At 37.9% G+C, this 20255-nt stretch carries 12 protein-coding genes; 9 read left to right on the top strand and 3 right to left on the bottom strand.

Annotation, left to right across the window (positions count from 1 at the left end; translation table 11 throughout):
• Positions 1-161 precede the first annotated feature (161 nt).
• Entirely contained in the window at positions 162-1946 is a 1785-nt protein-coding gene (locus tag QM481_RS11420) for a T9SS type B sorting domain-containing protein (protein WP_283381886.1), read from the top strand.
• Positions 1947-2034: 88 nt separating this feature from the next.
• On the opposite strand, the gene gcvP is transcribed toward QM481_RS11420, so the two are convergent.
• On the bottom strand, positions 2035-4917 hold the full coding sequence (gene gcvP / locus QM481_RS11415) for an aminomethyl-transferring glycine dehydrogenase (RefSeq protein WP_283381885.1): 2883 nt from the start codon (positions 4915-4917) through the stop codon (positions 2035-2037).
• Between the two features lie 388 nt (positions 4918-5305).
• On the opposite strand from gcvP, the gene QM481_RS11410 reads away from it, so the two are divergent.
• The 3 genes from QM481_RS11410 to carB all read left to right on the top strand — a co-directional run bounded on the left by QM481_RS11410 (position 5306) and on the right by carB (position 11602).
• Positions 5306-6904 (top strand): M28 family peptidase, encoded by a 1599-nt coding sequence (locus QM481_RS11410; protein ID WP_283381884.1) that lies wholly within the window; start codon positions 5306-5308, stop codon positions 6902-6904.
• Between the two features lie 509 nt (positions 6905-7413).
• Positions 7414-8445, top strand: a complete 1032-nt coding sequence (locus QM481_RS11405; RefSeq protein ID WP_283381883.1) for a M28 family peptidase — start codon at positions 7414-7416, stop codon at positions 8443-8445.
• A gap of 331 nt (positions 8446-8776) precedes the next feature.
• On the top strand, positions 8777-11602 hold the full coding sequence (gene carB / locus QM481_RS11400; protein WP_283381882.1) for a carbamoyl-phosphate synthase large subunit: 2826 nt from the start codon (positions 8777-8779) through the stop codon (positions 11600-11602).
• A 307-nt stretch (positions 11603-11909) separates the two neighbouring features.
• On the opposite strand, the gene QM481_RS11395 is transcribed toward carB, so the two are convergent.
• Positions 11910-13040, bottom strand: coding sequence for a carbon-nitrogen hydrolase family protein (locus QM481_RS11395; RefSeq protein ID WP_283381881.1), 1131 nt, complete (start codon positions 13038-13040; stop codon positions 11910-11912).
• Between the two features lie 181 nt (positions 13041-13221).
• Between QM481_RS11395 and QM481_RS11390 the strand changes: the two genes are divergently transcribed.
• Together QM481_RS11390 and QM481_RS11385 are read left to right on the top strand one after the other, a co-directional pair.
• Positions 13222-13725, top strand: a complete 504-nt coding sequence (locus QM481_RS11390; protein WP_283381880.1) for a dihydrofolate reductase — start codon at positions 13222-13224, stop codon at positions 13723-13725.
• A gap of 41 nt (positions 13726-13766) precedes the next feature.
• Positions 13767-14177, top strand: a complete 411-nt coding sequence (locus QM481_RS11385) for a molybdenum cofactor biosynthesis protein MoaE (RefSeq protein WP_166579842.1) — start codon at positions 13767-13769, stop codon at positions 14175-14177.
• A gap of 178 nt (positions 14178-14355) precedes the next feature.
• Here QM481_RS11385 and QM481_RS11380 read toward each other — a convergent pair whose 3' ends face one another.
• A complete protein-coding gene (locus QM481_RS11380) occupies positions 14356-15378 on the bottom strand; it encodes a LuxE/PaaK family acyltransferase (RefSeq protein WP_283381879.1) in 1023 nt (340 codons plus the stop codon).
• A 270-nt stretch (positions 15379-15648) separates the two neighbouring features.
• Between QM481_RS11380 and QM481_RS11375 the strand changes: the two genes are divergently transcribed.
• From QM481_RS11375 to QM481_RS11365, 3 genes are all read left to right on the top strand, one after another.
• Complete coding sequence (locus QM481_RS11375) at positions 15649-16191, top strand: hypothetical protein (protein WP_283381878.1); 543 nt, start codon at positions 15649-15651, stop codon at positions 16189-16191.
• Positions 16192-16506: 315 nt separating this feature from the next.
• Positions 16507-17622, top strand: coding sequence for a hypothetical protein (locus tag QM481_RS11370; protein ID WP_283381877.1), 1116 nt, complete (start codon positions 16507-16509; stop codon positions 17620-17622).
• Between the two features lie 130 nt (positions 17623-17752).
• Positions 17753-19903 (top strand): S9 family peptidase, encoded by a 2151-nt coding sequence (locus QM481_RS11365; RefSeq protein WP_283381876.1) that lies wholly within the window; start codon positions 17753-17755, stop codon positions 19901-19903.
• The last annotated feature ends 352 nt before the right edge of the window (positions 19904-20255 follow it).

The following is a 20255-nucleotide window of genomic DNA, read 5'->3' as shown; positions in this document are numbered from 1 at the left end:
AATCAGGATTATACTTGGAATGCAGTTTTGGAAAAGAATTTTAGGTAAAAGATTAATAGAAAATTTACTTTAACAGCACCAAAGAAATAACTCTTCATTCCTGAATTTTACAAATAGCCCATATCAAAAAGCATTTCCTACAATTTCGATTACTAACTTATATGCCCATAAATATTTACCGATATATTGCCTTTTTCGCTATATTATTCCTAAGTTATTCTTCGTCATTTGCACAGCAAATTAAGATGGATGGTTTAGGTATTTGCCCTAACAGTTCTCTACGTTTGTATGTTGATAATCCCGATGATTATTCAGGTTTTAGTTGGCAACAGTTCGTGGTATCTTCACAAAGCTGGTCGGCTAATGTGAATGGGGTGGGAGGTGTCAATGGGAGTGATTTGAATATTACAGAATCAGGTAGATATAGACTTTTTGCCATCCGTAAATCTGACGAATCAACTGTTAGATTTCCAGAAGTAACGGTTATAGATTTGGTAGCTCCAATTTCAGAAATTACGCCCGCTGTAGCCACCAATCAAATCTGTAAAGGTAATTCCCTAGAGCTTCGAGCAAATACAGTCACTAATGTTTTTTATAATTGGCGACTCAATAATAACTCGCTGAATAATAATAATACTGTCATTCAGGCCACCAAAGAAGGTAAATATGTACTCGAAGTAATAGATAGAACTACAGGTTGTGTAAAGTCATCTACCCCTTACGAGATTACCTATTTTCCCTTACAACAACCAGTCATTTCACCCGTTCCAACAGTGTGCGGCGTAAGTACAGCAGGCTTTAATCTTTCGGTAAATTATGCTGGAGGTACTTTCAGAGGTCCTGGTATTACCAATACCTCTATGGGCTTTTTTTCGCCACAAGATGCCAAAGCTGGGACTCATAAAATTTTTTATTCTTTACCTCAAAATAATAGCTGTCCGAATTTAGAGGACAGTGTTCAAATTGTCGTAAAAGATCCTCAAGTGACACTTACAAGTAGCACTGGGGGTACAGATTTTTGTAATGGTCAACCTGCCAGTTTACAAGCTACCACAGGTTTTGTAAGTTATGAATGGTCTCAAAATAGTACTGTACTTTCGGAGGTAGGTAGCAAACTGACAATCACCAGCGATGCTGATTATAAAGTGAAGATCTCGGATGGAGAGTGTAGTGCCGAAAAGCTATTCACGGCAAAATTTGTTAATCAGGTTCAACCCAAAATTACCAATATACCCTCAGTTTGTGGACTAAATCATACTGCTGTCACGCTAGAGGGAACACCAATTGGCGGTACATTTACTATCGATGGGACTACTGCTACACAGTTTGATTATGCCAAATTAGGCGTAGGAAAACATACCGTAAACTATGAAGTTAGAGGAACGTTAAGCTGCCTTAACGGAACAGCTAATCAAGACGTAATAATTCATGAAATACCCAAAATTGAATTTGCTCGTACTGAATTTATGTGGAAAGGCTCAAGTGTAATGCTTCAAAGCAATTATACCGATCCGACCTACCTTTATACTTGGACTCCTAATATAGCTTTAAGCAACCCACGAATTCCAACTCCCATAGCCAATCCCACTGCGACACAGACTTACACGTTGAAGGTAGAAAGCCCTTTTAGCTCAAATTGTAGTGACGAAAAATCGGTAGATGTCGTAGTGTTTGAAAAAATATGGATTCCTGATGTGTTCACTCCTAATGGCGATGGATTTAATGATACTTGGGAGTTAACAAACATAACTGCCTATCCAAATGCAGAAGTACGGGTATTTAATCGATGGGGAGAGATAGCCTATTACTCCTATGGCGCTTATGCGGGCTTTGATGGAACCTATAATGGGCGAGTATTGCCAATGGGATCTTATACTTACCATATCATACCTTTCCCTGATCATCCAGAGTTAGAGTTGAAAGGTACTTTAGCTATTTTTAGATAAAAAAGGGGCAATTTGAGTTATCAAATTGCCCCTTTTTATTTAAGAAGTGTGGAGCATCTGCTTAAGCAAATTTTCCATACTGTATTGATTATTGTGCGTAAGCCTCTGTTGGAATACAAGCACAAATCAAGTTACGGTCACCGTAAGCTGAGTCAATTCTTGAAACACTTGGCCAGAATTTATTAGCTTTTACATAAGCTAATGGGAATACCGCTTTCTCGCGAGAGTATGGTTTATCCCAGTTTTCTTGCAATGCTACAAGCTGTGTATGTGGTGCGTTTTTCAAAACGTTATTAGTCTTGTCAGCACCAGCTTCGATTTCTACAATCTCTGCACGAATAGCAATCATTGCATCACAGAAACGGTCTAATTCTGCTTTAGACTCAGATTCTGTTGGTTCAATCATTAAGGTACCAGCAACAGGGAACGAAAGGGTAGGAGCATGGAATCCATAATCCATCAAACGCTTCGCAATATCTTCTGCTTCAACACCTGCTGAAAGTTTGAATGGACGACAATCCAAAATCATTTCGTGAGCACAACGTCCTTCTGTACCTGTGTAAAGTACAGGGTAGTGTCCTTCCAAACGAGCTTTGATATAGTTAGCATTCAAAATTGCTGTTTCTGTAGCTCTTGTCAATCCGTCGCCGCCCATCAAAGCAATGTAAGCATAAGGAATAGTCAAGATACTAGCTGAACCGTAAGGAGCAGCCGAAACAGCTGTGATACCTAATTTACCACCAGCATCTTTCACAACAGCGTGAGCAGGCAAGAATGGAGCCAAGTGTGCAGCTACACCGATTGGACCCATACCAGGACCACCACCACCGTGAGGAATACAGAATGTTTTGTGTAAGTTAAGGTGACAAACGTCAGCGCCAATAGTTGCAGGAGATGTTAGACCTACCTGAGCGTTCATGTTTGCTCCGTCCATATATACCTGACCACCGTGCTCATGAATCAATGCACAAATTTCTTTGATTGACTCTTCGAATACACCGTGAGTAGATGGATAAGTTACCATCAAACAAGAAAGACTATCTGAGTATTGTTCAGCCTTGGCACGCAAGTCAGCAACGTCGATGTTTCCGTTTTCGTCACATTTCGTTACAACCACTTTCATACCTGCCATAACAGCCGATGCAGGGTTTGTACCGTGTGCAGACGATGGAATCAATGCTACATTGCGATTGAAATCACCTCTTGACTCATGGTATGCACGAATTACCATCAAACCTGCGTATTCACCTTGAGCACCAGAGTTTGGTTGGAATGACATTTGTGCAAAACCTGTGATTTCAGACAACCATACGTTTAGCTCTTCAATCATTTTCAAATAACCACCAACCTGATTTTTTGGAGCAAATGGGTGAACGTTACCAAATTCTTGCCAAGTTACTGGAATCATTTCGGTAGTAGCGTTCAACTTCATAGTACAAGAACCCAACGAAATCATTGAGTGAACCATTGAAAGGTCTTTGTTTTCCAATTGCTTCAAATAGCGCAACATTTCATGTTCTGAATGATAGCTATTGAAAACTTCGTGTGTCAAATATGCACTTTCACGTTTCAAAGAAGCAGGGAAAGCATAATCAACTTTGTCGAATAAGCTTTCTAATTTTACTTCTTTTTTACCGATTTTTTCAAAAGCGTAGATAATTGTTTCTACGTCTTCCAAAGTACAAGTTTCGTCCAAAGAAATGCCGATATAACGGTAGTCATCATAATAACGGAAGTTGATGCCATTAGCCAAAGCTTCCATTCTTAAACGCTTCTCGTCTTCGTCGATAAATACTTTGATAGTATCGAAATATGATTCTGTCTCTACTTTATAACCTAATTCTTCAAGCGCTAAAGCTGTCAATTTTGTCAAACCATGAACTTTCTCAGCAATAGCTTTGATGCCTTCTGGTCCGTGATAAACCGCATAAGCAGCAGCCATTACTGACAACAATACTTGTGCTGTACAAATGTTTGAAGTAGCTTTTTCGCGACGGATGTGTTGTTCGCGTGTTTGCAAAGCCATACGCAAAGCACGATTTCCGTGAGCATCTACCGATACCCCAATAATACGACCTGGAATATGACGTTTGAATTCTTCTTTTGTAGCAAAGAATGCTGCATGAGGACCACCAAAGCCCATCGGAACACCAAATCTTTGTGATGAACCCACTACAACATCAGCACCCATTTCGCCTGGAGATTTTAACAAACTCAAGGCAAGCAAATCTGCTGCGACAATTACATTGATACTCAACTCATGAGCCGAAGCAATAAAGTCAGTGTAATCAAAAACAGAACCATCACCAGCAGGGTATTGTACAAATACAGCGTAAATATCTTCCTGAGTAAGGTCAACAGTACGGTGATCGCCCACTACCACCTTGATGCCAAGTGGAGTAGCACGGGTTACCAATACATCGATAGTCTGAGGGTGGCAAAGTTCAGAAACAAAGATGGTTTCAGCGTTTTTCTTAGCGCCTTTTCTTTGTCCGTGAAGCATTGTCATTGCTTCAGCAGCAGCTGTACCTTCGTCAAGTAACGAGGCATTAGCAATTTCCATTCCTGTCAAATCAATTATCATAGTTTGATAATTGAGCAACATCTCCAAACGACCTTGAGCAATTTCTGCTTGATATGGAGTATAAGCAGTATACCAAGCTGGATTTTCGAGAATATTACGCAAAATCACTGAAGGCGTGATTGTGTCATAATATCCCATCCCGATATGAGATTTGTAGGTATCATTCAACTGAGCTAATTTCTTGAAATCTTTCAAAAATTGAGCTTCAGATTTTGCTTTTGGAAGATTTAACGCCTGTGGCAAACGAATTGCTGCAGGTACTGTTTGGTTGATGAGTGTTTCGATCGAATCAACACCAATTGCCTCTAGCATAGCCTTGCGGTCTGCTACATTTGAGTTGTTATGGCGTGTCTCAAATTTTTCCTGATACTGAAAGTTGATTTTCATTAAATGGGTGATTTGATGGTATTTTGTCGGAAATCGCTGCAAATTTAAGTAGAATTATTATCAAAACAGCAAACACTTGTTCACAAATCCCTAACATTGAACCCAGAAGGCTCGGACAGTGCTAATTAGAGCGATTTTTATGGATAACTTCCTGTTTTAGAAGATTGTTCTAGCAATTTATTTCAAAAAAAACGCAGCAATCATTCTTGGATAAATCCTGTTTTAGGTAAGTGTTTACTAATTCTCTGACTTTTGTGAGAAAATTGAAGAATAGAGAAGTTGATTCAATCAAAAACTGTTTATACTCGCCTATACCCTCATAAACTCTCATTTGTCCCACACTAAGAATTCATTATCTTCGTAGATTCATTCAACAAAATACCTTTATATGAAAAAACTGATAGTACCCGCAGTCTTGTTGCTCATGTCAGGTACGGCTACTTTGGCTCAAGATAAAGTCATTGCCAAATACGCTAATACCATCAAGGCTGACGACCTAAAAAAACATCTTACATTTATTGCCTCTGATAGCCTAAAAGGTAGAGATACGGGCTCGCCAGAACAAAAAGTGGCTGCTCAATACATTGCTAATCATTTCGAATCGGTAGGTTTGAAAGGAATTGTTGGAGCCGACAAATCACATTTTCAACTAGTAGATTTAGTAAAACGTGGTTGGGGCGAATTTTATATCAAGTCCAATACCAAGACTTATGTGTATCTCCAAGACTTTATTGCTAGCAACACGGCTCCAATCAACACTGAAGAAAAAGTAGATTTAGTGTTTGTAGGTTATGGTATCGACGAATCTCGCTTGAGCGACTACGCTACCATGGACGTAAAAGGTAAAGTGATTGTGGCGTTCGATGGCGAACCTCGCAATACCGATGGCACTTATGTACTTTCGGGAAATAGCGAAGCTTCAAAATGGAGTAAAGCCGATAGTTGGAAAGATAAAATGGCGATTGCTAAAGAAAAAGGAGCAAAAGCTATGATTTTGATTACTAAAACTTCAGACGAAGACTTTGATAAGGCCATCAAACAACGCCAAGTAATGATGAAGCGTTTTGGTAATGCTCGTATGGGTTTCCGTGAAGATGGTGAGCCTAAAGGCGCTGATTTTGCTGTACTAAACGTGAGCAATGCTATGGCGACAGATTTGTTGGGGATCAAAGCTGGCGATTTGGATGCTCTTCGTGCAAAAGCTGCCGATACTAAGAAAACCGTAGCTGGTTCGTTGACTCCGCAGTCTGCTGCGTTGCGTATCGAACGTACCATTACGCCTGTCGAAACTTACAACGTATTGGGTTTCTTGGAAGGTACAGACAAAAAAGATGAAATTGTTGTAGTAACTTCTCACTACGACCACGTTGGCGTGAATGATGGTAAAATCTACAATGGTGCCGATGATGATGGTTCAGGAACTGTATCTGTATTAGAAGTATCTGAGGCTTTCGGAAAAGCTGCCAAAGCGGGTCATCGTCCTCGTCGTAGCATGTTGTTTATGACGGTAACAGGTGAAGAAAAAGGTTTGTTAGGTTCTGAGTTTTACGTAAGACATCCTGTTTTGCCTTTAGCAAATACTGTTTGTGATATCAATATTGACATGGTAGGTCGTACTGACAAAGAGCATGAAGGAAAAGGTGATTATATTTATGTGATTGGCTCTGATAAGTTGTCTTCAGAATTACACCAAATCATGGAGACTAATAATAATAAATACACAAAAATGGATTTGGATTACCGTTACAACGACCCTAACGATCCAAACCGTTTCTATTATCGTTCAGACCATTATAATTTTGCTAAAAACAAAATTCCTGTAGCATTTTTCTTTAATGGTGTTCATGATGACTATCACCAACCGACGGACGATGTGGAGAAAATTGAATTTAATAAAATGGAAAAACGTGCCAAATTAGTGTACTACATGGCATGGGATTTGGCAAATCGTGATAACCGTATTGTGGTAGATTCAAATAAGCCCTAATAGGAGTGCTGAGTTTTGAGAAGTTATCAAATCAAGTGCTAAAGCGCAAAAATAAAGTCCAAGCAACAAAGGCAGCTTATATGGCTGCCTTTGTGCTACATGGAGCAGTAAGTAATAAGGCAAAATTAACTCTGACGATTTAGCTTTCAGCTATGGGCTTTCGGTCAAATATTTCTTATGAAATAGTAGTAGATTTTTGTAATAGGCACTAGGCAACAGGCAACAGGCAAAGAGTTTTAACATGTTTTTTGATAACTACAGACTTGCTTTTGTCCAAAGCTCATAGCTGAAAGCTCAAAACTTAAATTTACATTCATCACTAGAGCTGTACGAAGGATTTCCAACAATTGCGGATTTGGGATTTCTAATTTCGGGAATAAAGTAAAATACCTTTATTTTTTACACAATATAGAAGCTTATACTTCCGAAATCCCACATCCGATATCCGAAATAGACATTTCTTAGAATTGCGCCTGTTCACTAAAAGTACCATTTATCCAAAAACAATTATGCTAAAAAAAATACTATTCTGTTTAATATTGATCCCCCATTATTTACAGGCTCAGGACAGTACTGCTCTTCGATTTGCGCAGTATATTTCTGTGCCAGAATTGAAAAAACATTTAACCTACATTGCATCCGACGAACTAGCAGGTCGCCGTACAGGTACTGTCGGGCAGAAAAAAGCAGCTCAGTATATTGCCAAACACTTTGAGAGTCAAGGTTTATTGCCAATCGTAAAAGATAGCCTCAAAGGCAATGGATATATTCAGCCATTTTATATCAAAAAATATTTTCTAGAACAATACAGTGTCATTCATGCTCCTAAAACACAGCATATCAAAGGTCGTGGTGTTATTCCTACCGAAAATGTTTTAGGCTTTATTGAGGGCACAGACAGAAAAGACGAGGTTGTTGTTATTACAGCACATTATGATCATTTAGGAAAAGACCAAGGAAAGGTGTACAATGGAGCGGATGATGATGGCTCAGGTACATCCACAATTTTGGCATTGGCTACCGCATTTGCAGAGGCGCAAAAAGCAGGATACAAACCTTCAAGAAGTATTTTGTTGATGACCGTAGCGGGAGAAGAAATGGGATTATTAGGTTCTGAATTTTACACAGAACACCCTATTATTCCACTTGAAAAAACAGTTTGTAATCTCAACATTGACATGGTAGGGCGTATCGATCATTATCACGAAGAAGAAAAAGACCCCAACTATGTTTATGTGATTGGTTCAGACAAAATGAATCCCAAATTGGATAGTCTTTTAAAAAATACCAACAATACCTATACCCATTTGTCGCTGGACTATGCCTATAGCTCAGAGATGCACCCATTGCAGCTATATTATCGCTCAGATCACTATAATTTTGCTAAGCATAATGTCCCAATTATCTTTTTTACCAATGGAGAACATGAAGATTATCACAAGGCAACTGACGATGTAGAGAAGATTGAATTTGATATTTTGCAAAAACGTGCTCAGTTATTCTTTTTTCTGGCTTGGCGCATAGCTAGAGGTGAATTTTAAGGTTTTTTAGGGTAAAAACAGAATAATATTTTTCTTAGAAAGTTTTTGAAAAATTAAATAAATACAATTTTAGGCTTCGTTTTTCGGCTCAATCTATTACCTTTGTGCAATTTTTGAGCATATCCTTCCTTTGTTACCGCTATGTAATTCAAGGATGTTCCACAAAAATTGCACTCTGATAATCAGGTATTTGCTAATGATTAGCTTTTTTGAATCATGTTCTTATCGCACATTTCAATTAATCATTAAGCTTTTAATCGTAAATCACTGAAAGTCAGTACTGAATACTTTTATTTTACGTATTATTTCAAAACTAACATAAAGTACAGCCGTGCCTAAAGACACATCCATCAAGTCCGTTCTCATTATCGGTTCAGGTCCAATTATCATCGGTCAGGCTTGCGAATTTGACTATTCTGGCTCGCAAGCAGCGCGTTCACTTCGTGAAGAAGGAATCGAGGTTATTTTGATTAACTCGAATCCTGCCACGATTATGACAGACCCTCTCAATGCAGACCATGTATATCTGAAGCCACTTGAGAAAAAGTCTATTATTGAAATCTTAGAGAAACACAAAGTCGATGCCGTTTTGCCAACTATGGGTGGTCAGACGGCATTAAATTTAGCTATCGATTGCGACGCTGCAGGTATCTGGGAAAAATACGGAGTACGTATCATCGGTGTAGACATCAATGCGATTGAAACTACCGAAGACCGTGAGAAGTTCCGTTTGAAAATGCTAGAAATTGGTGTTGGCGTTTGTAAAGGTCGTACTGCACGTTCTTTCTTGGAGGGTAAAGAAATTGCGCAGGAAACAGGCTTCCCGTTGGTTATTCGTCCTTCGTTTACCTTGGGTGGTACTGGTGGTGGTTTTGTTAATGAGCCAAAAGATTTTGATGCTGCTCTTAACAAAGGTTTGCACGCTTCGCCTACGCATGAAGTATTGGTAGAACAATCTATCATGGGTTGGAAAGAATACGAACTTGAGTTGTTACGCGACAACTTAGGTAACGTAATCATTATCTGTTCTATCGAGAACTTTGACCCAATGGGTATTCACACTGGAGACTCTATTACAGTAGCTCCAGCGATGACTTTGCCAGACACAGTCTACCAAAAGATGCGTGACATGGCAATCAAAATGATGAATGCTATTGGTAAGTTTGCGGGTGGATGTAACGTTCAGTTTGCGTTGAACCCAGAGAATGATGATATCATCGCTATCGAAATCAACCCACGTGTATCTCGCTCTTCGGCTTTGGCTTCAAAAGCAACTGGTTATCCAATTGCTAAAATCGCTGCTAAAATGGCGATTGGCTACAACCTTGACGAATTAACTAACGCTATCACAGGATCAACATCTGCGTTCTTCGAACCAGCGCTTGACTACGTGATTGTGAAAGTACCACGTTGGAACTTTGATAAATTCCACGGAGCTGACAAATCTTTGGGTCTCCAAATGAAGTCAGTAGGTGAGGCAATGGGTATTGGTCGTAACTTCCAAGAGGCATTGCAAAAAGCTTGTCAATCACTCGAAATCAAACGTAATGGTTTGGGAGCAGATGGCAAAGGCTTGCGCGATCAAGATGCTATTATGAAGTCATTGGCTAATCCATCTTGGAATCGTCTTTTCCATATCTACGATGCCTTCAAAATGGGTATCTCTTTCAAAACTATCCGCAACGCTACTAAAATTGACAAATGGTTCTTATACCAAGTGGAAGATTTAGTAAGAGTGGAAAATGAACTAGAGAAATATACCCTTCAATCTGTGCCAAAAGCGTTGTTGGAAGAAGCAAAACACAAAGGATTTGCTGACCGTCAAATTGCTTATGCATTACGTTGTTTAGAATCGGAGGTACATGAGTTGCGTACAAGCCTAGGTATTACACGTGTTTACAAATGTGTAGATACTTGTGCGGCTGAGTTCGAAGCAAAAACTCCATATTTTTACTCTTCGTTCTCACAAGGTTCAGAAACACTTGATAACGAGTCGTCAGCAACTGATAAGAAAAAAGTAATCGTATTGGGTTCTGGTCCTAACCGTATCGGTCAGGGTATCGAGTTTGACTACTCTTGTGTACATGGTATTTTGGCAGCAAAAGAGGCAGGTTATGAGGCAATCATGATTAACTCAAATCCTGAAACCGTTTCGACTGACTTTGATATTGCTGATAAATTATACTTCGAACCAGTATTCTGGGAGCACGTTTATGACATTATCCAACACGAAAAACCAGAAGGTGTTATCGTTCAGTTGGGTGGTCAAACAGCGCTTAAATTAGCTGAGAAATTATCGAAATATGGTATCAAAATTATTGGTACATCTTTCGAAGCCCTTGACTTAGCAGAGGACCGTGGTGCATTCTCTACCTTGTTGAAAGAAAACGATATTCCTTATCCTAAATTTGGTGTTTGTGAGGATGCTGACAACGCTGTAGAATTAGGTCGTCAATTGGGTTATCCTTTATTGGTTCGTCCATCTTATGTATTGGGTGGTCAGTCAATGAAGATTGTAATCAACGAGCAGGAATTGGAACAACATGTTGTAGATATTCTACGTGACATCCCTGGTAACAAAATTTTGCTTGACCATTTCCTTGAGAATGCAATCGAAGCAGAAGCAGATGCAATCTGTGATGGCGAAGATGTTTATATCATCGGAGTAATGGAGCACATCGAGCCTGCGGGTATCCACTCTGGTGACTCTCACTCGGTATTACCTCCATTTGATTTATCTGAAAATGTAATTCGCCAAATCGAAGAACATACTAGAAAAATCGCGATAGCACTTCAAACAAAAGGCTTGATTAATATCCAGTTTGCTGTTAAAGACGAAGTAGTATATATCATCGAAGCTAACCCTCGTGCTTCTCGTACAGTGCCATTTATCTGTAAAGCATACCAAGAGCCGTACGTAAACTACGCTACTAAAGTAATGCTAGGTGCTAAATTGAAAGACTTCAACTTTGCTCCTAAGAAAAACGGATGGGCTATTAAGATTCCTGTATTCTCATTCAACAAATTCCCGAATGTAAATATGGAATTAGGTCCAGAAATGAAATCTACTGGTGAAGCTATCTACTTTATCGATTCATTGAAAGATGAATTCTTCCGCAAAGTGTATAGCGAGCGTAATTTGTATCTTTCTAAATAGTAAAGAGACTAAATAAAACAAAAAGGGCTTTGAGTACTAGTTACTCGAAGCCCTTTTTTGTTGATAATAAAATCCATAGAACGAAAAAAACGTCAATAGAAAACTCCATTGACGTTTTTGCCTATACCTATATTAATATCGTTAACTTATTTTTGCTATTAATACCAACTGATTGGCAATGATTTAGAAAACAAACATTTGGCAAGCAATTAGTGCAACAACATATAAACTTAACATAAAAAATTGAATTTTAACATTATTTTCACTTCAATTTTTTATACGGCAAAACAAAACCTGCCAGATTGTATCAAAGCCACAAACAAGTTGCTGATGAGCTAACTTCTTGATTGTCAGTATATGATTTTGTGCTAAGAGTAGAGGTGGTTCTTCCATCAAACCCAAAATCCCATAGTTGACCTTTCAAAAAAACATTCATTCCTGCATGGATATTTCCGATTGTAAAGGCTTTTCCTCCCATAGCATATTTGAGCCAAGCTTGTCCTTCGGTCAGAATTCCAATATCAGCTTTAGCCTGTGCTGGCGTTGGCCAACCACTATAGCCAGACCATGGTATTTGCCAACCAAAATTTACAGAACAAAATGAAGGTACAGCCAAGATTTTTACACCCTTTTGCTTAAGAACTTGATAACCCTCTTGAAACCATGAATCTGCACAAATGAGTACTCCCAACTTGCCAGCAGGAGTGTTAAAACTTGGTAAGTTTTGTATAGGAGAAGCAGCTAAAAATGCTTGTTCTTCAGCAATAGGGAAGCTTTTTTTGACTAAATCAGTCGCAATAGTTCCATTGGATTGAAACACCGCCGATACATTATACATGAGTCCATCTTGTGGAATGATCTCATTATTTTCGACTTTGGGATTAGGTAAAAGAATAGAACCCGCCACAATATGTACCTGATAAGTAGAGGCAATTTTCTTGAAAACATTGCCATAAATTTTTGCCATTACTGCTGCTTTCATCTTAAAAATAGCATATCTCGGATGAGCTTTAACAGAATCAGGCACACTCAAATAGGCACTCGCATAACTGCCCAAATTACTAAGTGCCATCGTTTGCAATGCCTTGGCTGATGAAGGCGAAGTATATACCGAATGCTTTTCATTGACAGCTACCAACCACGTGCCCAAATATTCGGGAAGCACAACAATACTTTTGTTGCTGAGCCAATTGTGCTGTTTGAGTTGAGCAAAATATCCATCCATTTTTTTGTAAAAAGCCTTCTCGGAACTATAGTCTGCTGTGACCATGAAAGGTTGAATTCCAATGAGGTTTCCACGACCCGAATCAATACCAATCGTTTGGTAATCTCTAAATTGAGCATCGGTTGGCAAGTCAAGCTCTTGTCGGTCGAGATTAGACCACGTCAAATAACCCAACAATAACAATGCTGGAATAAGGAGTAACAATTTTTTCATAGTTAAAAATAGCGATTAAACGCCTCAAATTAGAGAAGCTAAAGTTATGGAGAATATATCTAATAGAAAACTCTGTTTCTTCTTTCTGAAAACCAACAATCTTTGATGGCTTATCAATTGAAGAACATTAATTGCTTATTTTTACAAAAAATATAGAATAGCATTTTAAAGAAATAGAACTTTGAAACTCTCAATTATTGTTGCTACAGCCGAGAAAGGTGTAATAGGAAAAGACAATCAATTAATTTGGCATTTGCCCGAAGACCTTAAAATGTTTAGACGTTTGACAACTGGTCATGTGATTATCATGGGTCGTAAAACATTTGAGTCTATCGGCAAACCGCTTCCTAATCGCACATCCATCATTATTTCACGCAATACTGACTATCTGGTAGAGGGTTGTATTGTGGTGGGGTCTTTAGAGGAAGCAATAGAAAAAGCAAAAGAGATTGAAACAGAAGAGGCTTTTATCATCGGTGGCGCTCAAATCTACGCGTTAGCATTGGATATGGCAGACACGGTATATTTGACCCAAGTTCATCATAACTTTGAAGGCGACGCTTTTTTCCCAGTATTAGATACAAATATTTGGACAGAAACAGAACGTAAGTCTTTTCAGCCAGACGAAAAGCATGCGTATGCTTTCGATTTTGTTACTTTAGAAAAACGCACTGATAAGGCGTAGGATTCATCGATATTTTCATCAAAAACAGATAACACAACGCTATGATTGCTATTGCAGATTCTCCTATAAATATTCAAGAATGTATCGATGCTGCTCAGTCTGAACGTGCGGGAGCCGTAGATGTGTTTATCGGAACCGTACGTAATCATAACAAAGATAAATCGGTAGTACGACTGGAATTCGAAACGTATGATTCAATGGCTGTCAAAAAAATGCAAGAATTGGCAGACGAAGCTCAAGCACGTTGGAATACTGAAAAAATTGTGATGGTTCACCGCAAAGGTGTACTTTCGATAGGCGATGTAGCGGTAGTAATAGCCGTAGCAACCCCTCATCGTGCAGCTTCTTTCGAAGCCTGCAAATGGCTTATCGATACGCTAAAACAAGTAGTACCTATCTGGAAAAAAGAAGTGTACGACAACGGTGAAGAATGGCTAGAAGCACATGCTTAGGAGTGATGAGTTTTGAGTTAGGAGTTTCAGACGATTGTGGATTTGGGATTTCTGATTCCGGAAATATTGAAAATAACTCAATTTTTGTAAAATATTATTCGAAAAATGGGCTATACTTCCGAAATCCGATATCCGAAATAGATGTTCCCTCCGCACTCCTAACTCAAAACTCATCACTTTAAAGCGTCATCAAATTACAGCCTCTAATATCTGAATTGTCGAATCTGCCTAGAATACGGAAACGGCGATTGTCTGGTAAAAAACTTCCTAAGTCTTTGGTTTCAATAAAAGAACACGAATCGATATTTGCCAAGTCAATAACATTAATACCTCCTGAGCGCACGCTGGAATCTACGAGAGTGAAAGGGTCATTTACATCACGTAATAACACTCGCATAGATGCTGGCAATTCAAAAATACCTTCACCATAAGAATACCCTTGCGAAAGTAGTTCTGTCATTCCATATTCCGAATGGATGCTTTTCACGCCAAATGCTGCGGTTAATATCTCGTGAACTTCTTCTCGTAATAGCTCTTTTCGACGTCCTTTCATTCCGCCCGTTTCCATGATGATAACATCATCAAAGTCCTTCAGAAAACTGAAATCTTCTCCTGATTCGGCTAAGTCCAAAAGCCCAAAAGTTACCCCAATTAATAGAATTTTTTGATTAGGATTTGCCTTGTGAGCATTTTTAAGACTTTCAATAAGTCCTTTGTAGTCGTTTAGGAAAAAACCAGAATATTGTGAATTGGTTTGCTCAATAAAACTTTTGACCATGTAAACCAACGAAGAATTATTGCGCTCCAAATAGGAGGGAAGCAATGCCAGTATTTGAAAATTTGCCAAAGCTCCATAAAATTTTTCGAATATCTGTATTGCAACCTTTACATAAAAATCTGGGTCATATACATAATGACGACTGGTTTGTGAGCCTGTGGTTCCGCTGCTTTCAAAAACAACTTTGCTTGGTACTTGGTTGGTAATGATAGTTTGGGATTTGAAAAATTCGATTGGCAAAAAAGGAATGTCACTAACTGAAGTAATATCAGAAGTTTTTTTCCCTAATTGCTCGATATATTGACGATAAACAGGGTTGTTTGTAGCTTGAAATTGAAAAATATCAAGGGCAAGTGAATCAAAATTTGATTCATCTACCGACAATACTCTTTGTTTTAATATGTCAGCGTTTGATGATTGCATAGTATTGTAAAGAAACTTTTTGTAGCTCAATGTGGCTCTTATCTATATGAGAAGTAACAGCCTATAAATACAAAAATGTTGATTTTGGGAATTCTCCGTGCAAAATTACTTCAAATGATTAACTTTACAGAAGTTTGGTTTTGAAAGAACAACATTTCAAGGGCTTTTTCGTTCCAAGAATGCCATCGTTTTTTGATAACACAAAACGCTCTTAAACACAGTCAGATAACTGTTTGATAGATTTTTACCTTGTAAAGAACTTATGCCCCCATGAAAAAAATTACTTTTTTCTTACTAGGACTTTTTGGAATGCTTGGTTGCGTGAGCGAACCAACTTTTGACGTAATACCTTATATTGGCTTCAACTCAGCACGCATTATTACCAAAACATCATCCGATCTTTTGGGTAACACCACCAAACGCGACTCTTTGATTTTGACCATCAATTTTCAAGATGGTGACGGCGACTTAGGACTTACACAAGATGATTATAAAAAACTGATATTGATTCAGCCGAACTTACGTACTTTCGATGTGGATTTGTATGTAAAAAAGAAAGGCACTTATATCAAATCAACTCCTAGTTTTCCATTAGGAGGAAATCACTTTCAGCGTTATAAGGAAGGAGATAAACCCGGCCCAATCGAAGGAAGCATCGATTTTTCAATCAATTTTGACTATAATAACTTCAGTGGTATTCCTTACCTAACAGGTAAAAAAGATACCATCCGTTTTGATATTTGGATTACCGACCGTGCCCTTCACAAAAGCAATGTAGTACAGTCGAACGATATTGTGTTATTTGGGAATTAGCAAGTGCTATATCTCTGCAAAAGCCATGTTATTTAAACAGAAAAGCTACCTGAAAGGGTAGCTTTTTTTATGGAATCAATTAGCGTATATCTTGAATAGCTTTATAATTTTATCATTTTTTTGTAAATTAAAGAATAAGTTTAACGTACTCTTCTCTCAATTATGCGCACTAATTTCTCTTTAATAGTCATCCTATTGGTTTTTCTATCGTTTAAAACCTATTCTCAAAATACAGAAACTTCTATGAGGCGATTTAATATTCCTCTTGACACTCTTGTTTATTATAAAGTAGAGGATTTAACCTCTGTGAGAACTATGATGAGTCATATACCTTGGTTTGCGCCCAAAAATCAAGTTTTTGACAAGAAACAAATACACACTGAAGCCATCATTCGAGTCAATGAGATAATTTTTCCCAATAAATCATATCTCGACAAAATGCCAAATGTTCAAGTATATGGCAATGCTACCGATACCGCAACTTACTATGTGTATTTAAAAGAAAAACCGAGTCAAAAGAAGCCTGTTCCACTGTCAGCGGCAGCTATTCAGTATAATGATGACTTACCCGAAAGTTTTGTCACTTTTAGAAATTTAACCTTAGAAGAGCTTCGTTATTCCTGTTCAGTTGAACAGCCCCTATTTGACGGTATAGGTTTGTCATCAGAAAAAACGTCAACTTCTCCTCGGTATTTGATTGATGGACAACTTCAAGCTATCGGTTTTACTGCCCATCATCTTAATCTCGCCGAAACTGAATCTATTAAAGTATATTCTCCCGAAAATGCGATACGCTATTTTAGTTCACGATTTGAAGGAGGATTAGTGGTTGTAAAAACACATAAAACTAAAACATCGCCCAACCTTATTTTTAAAATCAATATTGTAGAAAAGGAACTGATATCTCCTGTTGGTGGATGGAAAATACTATCCGACACCGTCCTCGCAAATATGAGCGAGTTTCGAGCTTATCGAAAAGCCAAGCTTGAAGCACAATCGGTGATTTATATGATTGATAATCGACTTGAAAACGAATATATCAATCGCAAGACAATAGATTTGGATGGCGTGGTGTCTATTGAAACTACTTTAGGACAAGGAAATACTTCTTTCCCTATTCTCGAAAGAAAAGAAAATAAAGTTGATACAATCAAGATTAAAACCAGACAGGTATTTTATCATTCATCGGCAAATATGTCACGCGTGATTTCCGAGTTGAAACAAATGCGTGAAAACAAAAAGCCTGAGGTGCCACTCTATATTGTAGATAACGAAGAGATAGATATGGAAAAACTCAAGAAATTTTCGCGCAATGAAATAGAGCTGGTGACAGTACTTAGTTCCTGCGATGGTATGCAAAAATATGGTAAGAAAGCTGAATTTGGTGCTGTCATTTTTAAACGGAAGAGCCCAAAAACCAGTCAGAACTAGGGTAATTTATTGCGCTATTTTACTTAAATTTGACAGACTTTGGGATTCATAAAGTTATATCAACAACAGAAACCTTTTATATACAGTGAAAAAAAAACATCTAATCATTTGTTCCGTAATAGCATTGCTTATGTACAATAGCCTGAGTGTCGTTGCTCAAAAAAAGAATGTAAGCCTTGATGAAGTTTGGACAAAATTTGCTTTTTCGCAAAAACAAGTTCGAAGTATCAACTGGATGAAAGACGGTTCTTTCTATTCAGCTTTAGAAAATGGTCGTATTGTAAAGCATCAAGTAACAGACGGAGCTGCCGTAGAAACTCTCTTTGATGAAGGAGTAAGTGTCGAAAACTTGGGGCAAAAAATTACAATTGCTGACTATACTTTGTCTTCGAATGAGCAAAAAATCTTGATTGAAACAGATCCAGAACAAATCTATCGTCGTAGCTCTCGTGCCGAAAATTTTGTGTACGATATAAAGACTAAAAAACTTACAAAGTTGTCTGCTGGGGGCAAACAATCATTTGCTACTTTCTCGCCAGATGGTACAAAGATTGCGTTTGTGCGTCAAAACAACCTATTTATGGTTGATTTGAATACCATGTCTGAGCGCCAGATTACGACAGATGGCAAATGGAATAACATCATTAATGGGATGTGCGATTGGGTATATGAGGAGGAGTTTTCATTTGCAAAAGCATTCTTCTGGTCTCCAGATAGCCGTAAAATTGCTTTTTATACCTTTGACGAGAGCAAAGTTCCAGAATACAATATGCAAATGTGGGGTAAGTTGTACCCTACAGACTACCGTTACAAATATCCAAAAGCAGGAGAGCCTAATTCGACCGTAAGTATTTCGGTATATAACCTTGTAGATACCAAAACTGTAAAAATGGATTTGGGTAAAGAAACTGATTTGTATATTCCTCGTATTCGTTGGACAATTAATACGAATGTTCTTTCAATCAGTCGCTTGAATCGTTACCAAAACAAAATGGAATTGATTCATGCTGACGCGTTTACAGGAAAAACAACCACTATTTTGATTGAAGAAAGTAGAACTTATGTAGATGTTGAAAATTTTGGCGACGACCTAACGTATTTGGCCGATGGCAAAAGCTTCATTATGTCCTCTGAAAAAGATGGCTATAAGCACCTTTATCAATATGATATGTCGGGTCGTGAAGTTCGCCAAATTACCACAGGAAAATGGGAAGTTGACAATTTTTATGGTATCGATGAGTCATCAAATACCCTTTATTTTACATCGACCGAAATAGCCTCTATCGAACGTCATTTGTATAGTATTTCATTGGATGGCAAAGTGAAAAAGAAACTGTCTATTGATAGAGGTGTCAATTCGGCAAACTTTAGCCCTGACTTCAAATACTTTATCCTGAACAACTCTGCGTCTAACAGTCCTTTGAAAGTAAGTTTGTATCGTTCTTCAAATGCTCAATTAGTAAAAGTTTTGGAAGACAATGCCGACTTGCGTGCTCGTTTAACTGGGTATACTATTTCTCCTAAAGAATTTACTGTAATCAAAACAGCAGATGGTGTAGAGTTAAATTCTTGGATAATTAAGCCAGCTAATTTTGACCCAAATAAAAAATATCCCTTGTTGATGTTTGTTTATGGCGGTCCAGGAAGCCAGCAAGTACTAAATCAATATGATGGCGCTAACTTCTACTGGTATCAAATTTTGGCTCAAAAAGGATATATTGTTGCTTGCGTAGATAACCGTGGTACGGGTGGTCGTGGTTCTGAGTTTAAGAAATGTACTTACTTGAACTTAGGAAAACTAGAGGTTCGTGATCAAATCGAATCAGCAAAATACTTTGGCAAACTTCCATTTATTGATGCTACTCGTATTGGTATTCAAGGTTGGTCGTATGGAGGTTTTATGGCATCTAATTGTTTATTCCAAGGTGCTGATGTTTTCAAGGCTGCTATTGCAGTAGCTCCTGTGACTAACTGGCGTTACTACGATACAGTGTACACCGAACGCTTTTTGAGAACTCCACAAGAAAACCCTTCAGGCTATGACGACAATTCGCCAGTGACTCACGCCAAAAATTTGAAAGGCAACTTCCTATTGGTTCACGGAACGGGTGATGACAACGTTCATTTCCAAAATGCAGTGGCATTAGAAGATGCTTTAATTAAAAACAACAAGCAATTCCAGTCATTCTATTACCCAAATAAAAATCATGGTATTGCTGGTGGAAACACCCGTTTACATCTTTATACTATGATGACTAACTTTTTGGAGAAAAACTTATAGTCTGATTTCAGTACAAAGAAAATTATTAACACAAAACCACAGAGTTAATGCTTATAAAGAGCTGAAACTCTGTGGTTTTTGTATTAATGGAATATTTGTGCAATAAATTGCCGATTTTTAATTTTAAATATAATATTTATTAGTATTTACTATAAAATAAGATTAATGACATTGATTTGTTCTGAAAATCAGTATATTGCATAATATTTTGCTGAAAGTTTCAACTTTTATTTGGTTAAGAAATACCTTTAAATAGTAACAAATAGAATGAGTATCATTCTGTTATATTTTCTTTAATAATAAAAATAGATATTTTTCGGTAATATATTGCGTTATATCCAATTTTCTTGTA

Source organism: Flectobacillus rivi (assembly GCF_030056655.1).
GTDB lineage: Bacteria > Bacteroidota > Bacteroidia > Cytophagales > Spirosomataceae > Flectobacillus > Flectobacillus rivi.
Note: the sequence above shows the minus strand (reverse complement) of the source record. Positions and strands in the feature narration are given on the sequence as shown.

What these genes read in the sequence shown, in the direction of transcription:
- QM481_RS11420 (WP_283381886.1), top strand. Translation starts at nt 162, where the DNA reads ATGCCCATAAATATTTACCGATATATTGCCTTTTTCGCTATATTATTC.
- gcvP (WP_283381885.1), bottom strand. Translation starts at nt 4,917, where the DNA reads ATGAAAATCAACTTTCAGTATCAGGAAAAATTTGAGACACGCCATAAC.
- QM481_RS11410 (WP_283381884.1), top strand. Translation starts at nt 5,306, where the DNA reads ATGAAAAAACTGATAGTACCCGCAGTCTTGTTGCTCATGTCAGGTACG.
- QM481_RS11405 (WP_283381883.1), top strand. Translation starts at nt 7,414, where the DNA reads ATGCTAAAAAAAATACTATTCTGTTTAATATTGATCCCCCATTATTTA.
- QM481_RS11395 (WP_283381881.1), bottom strand. Translation starts at nt 13,040, where the DNA reads ATGAAAAAATTGTTACTCCTTATTCCAGCATTGTTATTGTTGGGTTAT.
- QM481_RS11385 (WP_166579842.1), top strand. Translation starts at nt 13,767, where the DNA reads ATGATTGCTATTGCAGATTCTCCTATAAATATTCAAGAATGTATCGAT.
- QM481_RS11380 (WP_283381879.1), bottom strand. Translation starts at nt 15,378, where the DNA reads ATGCAATCATCAAACGCTGACATATTAAAACAAAGAGTATTGTCGGTA.
- QM481_RS11375 (WP_283381878.1), top strand. Translation starts at nt 15,649, where the DNA reads ATGAAAAAAATTACTTTTTTCTTACTAGGACTTTTTGGAATGCTTGGT.
- QM481_RS11370 (WP_283381877.1), top strand. Translation starts at nt 16,507, where the DNA reads ATGATGAGTCATATACCTTGGTTTGCGCCCAAAAATCAAGTTTTTGAC.
- QM481_RS11365 (WP_283381876.1), top strand. Translation starts at nt 17,753, where the DNA reads ATGTACAATAGCCTGAGTGTCGTTGCTCAAAAAAAGAATGTAAGCCTT.